This is a genomic window from Arthrobacter sp. 2YAF22_2 (genome assembly GCF_052114645.1).
In the GTDB taxonomy this organism is placed as follows: Bacteria; Actinomycetota; Actinomycetes; order Actinomycetales; family Micrococcaceae; genus Arthrobacter.
On record NZ_JBFRFD010000498.1, the window covers coordinates 1 to 2611 of the forward strand.

Consider the following 2611-nt stretch of genomic DNA (forward strand, 5'->3'; position numbering starts at 1 on the left):
GGCATCAGGTAACAGGACGGTGATGCCGGACAGGGCCAGGACAACGGTCGGGGTGACGAGGATGTACATCGCGGCCAGCTTCATTTCCATCGGGCCGATCTTCTTGCCCAGGTACTCGGGGGTGCGCCCGACCATGAGGCCGGCGATGAACACGGAAATGATGGCCAGGATCAGCATGCCGTAGAGCCCGGATCCGGTCCCGCCGGGGGCGATTTCGCCGAGCATCATGTTGACCATGGCCACCCCGCCAGCCAGCGGCGGCAGCGAATCGTGGGCGACGTTGACCGCCCCGGTGGAGGTCAGCGTGGTGGAGGTGGCGAAGATCGCGCTTGGCGCGGGGCCGAAGCGCTGTTCAAAGCCCTCGCCCAGTCCGCCGGCCGCCGTCGTCGCGGTTCCCTGGCCGGTGGAGAGGGCCCAACCCATCAGGGAAACCGATGCCAGCCACAGGGTACCCATGACAGCGGCGACCGTGTAGCCCTGTTTCTGGTCCCCGACCATCCGGCCGAAGGCGTAGGGCAGCGCCGAGGGGATGAGCAGGAGCAGGATTACCTCAAAGAGGTTGGTGAAGGCATTGGGGTTCTCGAACGGGTGGGCGGAGTTGGCATTGAAGTAGCCGCCGCCGTTGGTCCCGAGTTCCTTGATGGCTTCCTGGGACGCGACAGGTCCGCCGGGAATGCTCTGGCTGATCCCGGAAACCTGGTTGGTGAGGTTGGTCGGCCAAAAATTCTGCACCACGCCGCCAAGGACCAGCACCACTGCCGCGACGAACGCGATCGGCAGCAGGATCCGGAAGGAGGTCCTGGCCAGGTCCGCCCAGAAATTGCCCAGCCGCTGCGTCCTGGTGCGGGCAATGCCCCGGATGAGAGCGACGACGACGACGATGCCGACCGCGGCGGAGAGGAAGTTCTGCACGGCCAGCGAGGTCATCTGTACGAAGATCCCGACTGTCGTCTCGGGTACGTAGGTCTGCCAGTTTGTGTTGGTGGCAAACGAAATGGCCGTGTTCATGGCAATCCACGGATCCACGCCGGGCAGCGATCCGCTGCCCGGCAGGACGCCCTGCAGCCGCTGGAGGCCGAACACGGCCAGGATGGAGACGGCGGAGAACACCAGGACGCTGCGCAGGTAGACCGACCAGGTCTGGTCGGCGCCGGCGTCGATCGCGGCGAGCCGGTAGAACAAACGCTCGGGCCGGCTGGACGTCGTGCCGTCGAAAACCCGGGCCAGGCAGATGCCCAGGGGCTTGTGCAGTGCTGCCAGCACGAGGATGAGTGCCGCCACCTGGGCAGCAAAGGATGCAATGTTGAAGGTCATGATCCGCTCACCACTTTTCCGGATGGATCAGGACGGCGAGCAGGTAGCCGAAGAGGGCCAGTCCGGCGATCAGCAGGACGAGCCACATGATGGCGTCGGCGCTCACTGTTCGCCCTCCGGCCGGTCATCGGGGGCGCCGACCATCCCGGCCAGCACGTGGCCGATCCACATGACGAACCCCATGGACACCATGAAGATTCCGATCACAGCCACATCGGCCATTGCAGGTTCCTTTCAGTGCCGCCCCGTTTGCGGGGCTACTGAAAGTCAACTCCGCTGCGGGCGGAAATGGCCGGTTCCTGATGGATTCTTAACGCCCGGAGGGACGTCCTTGACGTCGCCTTAACGTGCGCGGCGATCAGCCGACGTGGACCCAGGGGCGCCTGGTTACATCGGGTTCGGCTTCGCGGAGCACTTCGCGGGTGACGGGTGCGATTTCGCCTTCCCCAAACGCGAGGAAGCGCAGCAGGTTGGTGACAGGGTTTCCCTCGGTCCAGCGGAAGTAGATGTGCGGCATCAGGCCCGTGACGTCCCGAATGTGCAGCAATACGGAGGCGATGGTGTTCGGCACGACCGGCCCGTGGACTTCCAGGATCCGGTACCCGTGCCGGGTTACGCCCTTCACCTCGAGCTCGGTTTCGAAGTCGGAGGAATCGTCCACGATCACTTCCAGAAACAACGCCTGCTGGTCCAGGGGCAGGTGGCTGACCTCGATGGCAGAGTCCAGCTTGTTCCGGTACGCCTCCGCGGTGAGGCGGAGAGGTTCATGGGAGATGATGCCCAGAGGTCCGTCGAGTACCTCGGAGACGAACTCCAGCGCCTGCCGGTCCAGATGGACATGGGTGGCGTGGAGTTCAAAGGAACGCCGGATTCGTGAAAGCAGCGAAATCACGATGATTCCGACGATGAAGAAAGCCGCGATCCGGATGCCTTCGGGCCGTTCAATGACGTTGGCTACGGTGGTGTAAATGAACACGACGGCGATGACACCGAAACCGACTGTGCGCTTGTGCTGCTTTCCCCGCCGCGCGGAAAATGTCACGGCCACCGCGGCGGAGGTCATCAGCACCAGGACGCCTGTGGCGTAGGCCCCGCCCTGAGCATCGACGTCGGCGTTGAACAGCCAGGTGATCAGGAATCCGATGAGGGTGAATACCAGCACCAGGGGGCGGACGGCCCGGGCCCACCCCGGGGCCATGCCGTAGCGGGGCAGGTACCGGGGCACGAGGTTCAGCAGCCCCGCCATGGCGGAGGCGCCGGCGAACCACAGGATGGCGATAGTGCTGATGTCATAGAC

General features: G+C 64.5%; 2 protein-coding genes and 1 pseudogene. All 3 read right to left on the bottom strand.

The window, feature by feature from the left end; genetic code table 11:
* Positions 1-1314: potassium-transporting ATPase subunit KdpA (gene kdpA, locus AB4Y86_RS16420; RefSeq protein WP_441403244.1), on the bottom strand; the 1314-nt coding region annotated here is incomplete at its 3' end.
* Positions 1315-1321: 7 nt separating this feature from the next.
* On the bottom strand, positions 1322-1420 hold the full coding sequence (locus AB4Y86_RS16425) for a potassium-transporting ATPase subunit F (protein ID WP_441403245.1): 99 nt from the start codon (positions 1418-1420) through the stop codon (positions 1322-1324).
* 252 nt (positions 1421-1672) lie between these two features.
* Positions 1673-2611 (bottom strand): annotated as a pseudogene (locus AB4Y86_RS16430) (amino acid transporter); the annotation flags it as partial.